This window comes from Variovorax robiniae (assembly GCF_037889955.1).
Lineage (GTDB): Bacteria > Pseudomonadota > Gammaproteobacteria > Burkholderiales > Burkholderiaceae_C > Variovorax > Variovorax robiniae.
In genome coordinates, this window is record NZ_JBBKZS010000071.1 from 1 (window position 1) to 2792 (window position 2792).

1 pseudogene is annotated in these 2792 nt (G+C 68.8%); it reads left to right on the forward strand.

Annotation, left to right across the window (positions count from 1 at the left end):
• Positions 1-2792 (forward strand): annotated as a pseudogene (locus WKW79_RS36780) (RHS repeat-associated core domain-containing protein); the annotation flags it as partial.

A 2792-nucleotide genomic window follows, 5' to 3' on the forward strand; every position in this document is an offset into this window, starting at 1 on the left:
GTCGGCCAGAGCCATCGCAACGAGATCGAGCAGATCACGGCCACGCGCCTGTCGCAGACGCTCCTCGTGCTGGACTTCGGCAAGCCCATGCCCGCGGGCGAGCAGGCCGACTGGCGCGAGACCTACGAACTCGTCACTGGCAAGGGCAATACCGATTCCGACACCGCCCCGCACTTCCGCCTCATCGCCCAGCACGCCCGCGATGGCGCCGCCATCGGCCTGCGCTACGACCACGTGCTCGCCTCCGGCGAACAAGTCCTCAGCGACATCCTCAGCAAGCACGGCGATGTGACGCTGGCCCACGTCGGCATCCGCCCGGACGCCCGCACCGGCCGCATCGAGTCCATCTGGGAACTGAAAGACGGCCAGGTCCTCCGCCAACTCGCCGCCTACACCTACGACGACTCCGGCGACCTCGTCGCCGCCCAGGACGAGAACGGCGCCACCTGGTCCTACCGCTACAGCCACCACCTGGTCACCCGCTACACCGACCGCACCGGCCGGGGAACGAACCTCCAGTACGACGGCACCGGCCCCCAGGCCAAGGCCATCCGCGAATGGGCCGACGACGGCAGCCTGGACACCCGCCTCGAGTGGGACCCGAACATCCGCCTGACCTACGTCACCGACGCCCTCGGCCAGGAGACCTGGTATTACTACGACATCCTCGGCTACACCTACCGCATCGTCCACCCCGACGGCCAGCAGGAATGGTTCTTCCGCGACGAGGCGAAGAACGTCACCCGCCACGTCCACCCTGACGGCAGCACCGACGACTACGTCTACAACCCCGACGGCAACCTGCAGCGCCACACCCGTGCCGACGGCAGCCGGGTCCACTTCGAGTACGACAAGAGCCATCGCCTCACCGGCCTCATGGACGGCGAAGGCGGCGTCTGGAAGCGCGACTACAACCCGCAAGGCCATCTCACCGAGGAGACCGACCCGCTCGGCCACGTCACCCGCTACGCCTACGACAAGGCCGGCCGCCCCGTGCGCATCACCGACGCCAAGGGCGGCATCAAAAAGCTCGCCTACACCCCCGGCGGCCAACTCGCCAGCTACACCGACTGCTCCAACAAGACCACCCGCTGGGACTACGACACGCGGGGGCGCCTGGCCAGCAGCACCGACGCCGCCGGCCAGACCACCCAGTACCGCTACACCGCGCTCAGCGAACAGACCCTGGCCGCGGCCACCCGGGAAGGCGCCGGCGCCCACCTCGATGGCGCCAACCACCCCGGACAACTGGAAAGCATCACCCTCCCCGATGCCACCCGGGAGCACTTCGCCCACGACGCGGAGGGAAGACTGCTCGCCCACACCGACGCCCTGCAACGCCAGACGAGATACCGCTACGACACCAGCGGCCGGATCGCGGGCCGCACCGACGCCGCCGGCCACACCCTGGCCTACCAGTGGGACAAGCTCGGGCGCCTCGCCCGCTTGCAGAACGAGAACGGCGCCCACTACCGCTTCGCCTACGACCCGGTGGGCCGCCTGCTGGAGGAAATCGGCTTCGACGGCAAGGCCACCCAATACCGCTACGAGGAGACCACGGGTGTCCTGGCCGAAGTCAACGAAGCCGACCTGCGCACTCACCTGCAGTTCGATCCCCTGGGCCGCCTCACCGAGCGCAAGATCCACGATCAACCCGAGGCCGCCGAGACCTTCGGCTACGACCGCAACGGCCGCCTCGTCGAAGCCAGGAACCAGCACGCGAAGCTGCAGTGGTTCCACGACGAGGCCGGCAACCTCACCCGCGAACACCACGCCGACCTGCAAAGGAAGAGTACCGCCGTCTGGCAGCACCGCTACGACGAACTCAACCAGCGCGTGGGCACCACCCGCCCCGACGGCCATGTCACCGAGTGGCTGAGCTACGGCTCGGGCCACGTGCACGGCCTCCTGCTGGACGGCCAGGACATCCTCGCCTTCGAGCGCGACGACCTGCATCGCGAGGTCAAGCGGGAACAGCACAACGGCCTGCAGCAGAGCCAGCGCTGGGACCCGGCCGGGCGCCTGCTCGCGCAGCAGCTGCACCGGGGCGCCCCGCCCGTCACCCTCACCCGCTCCAGCCCCGCCCCCGTCATCGAGCGCCACTACCACTACGACAGGGCCGGCCAGCTCACCATCATCGGCGACAGCCGCCGCGGTCGCCTCGAATACAGGTACGACCCCGTCGGACGGCTGCTCGAAGCCAACGGGCGCCTGGGCAAAGAGATCTTCGCATTCGACCCGGCCGGCAACATCGCCGACCCCGTGGCCTTCGACCCGGCCACCCAGGGCGGCTCGGCGGCCCCCTCCAGGGCCCAGCGCATCCGCATGGTGGCCGCCTCCCGGTTGATGGACAACCTGCTCAAGGACTACGCAGGCACCCACTACCGCTACGACGCACGCGGCAACCTCGTCGAGCGCACCGCCAACGCCCGCAAGACCACCTTCACCTGGGATGGCTTCAACCGCATGACCGGTGCGAGGACGGAAGAAGGAGAAACCACCTTCCGCTACGACCCGCTGGGGCGGCGCATCGGCAAGACCAGTGCAGCGGGCGAGACGATCTTCGGCTGGGACGGGGATGTGCTGGCCTATGAGAGCACGACCAGGCCCAGGGACAGCCAAGCCCACACCGTCCACTACATCCACGAGAAGGACAGCTTCGTGCCGCTGGTGCAGGCACGCAGGCCGCAGGCGATCCAGCTGAGCGCCACCACCGACGTGAAGGCGCTGATGCGGGCCAATGGGGGCCGGTATGACATCGAGCAGGACCCACTGTGGAACGGGCAGCAGGA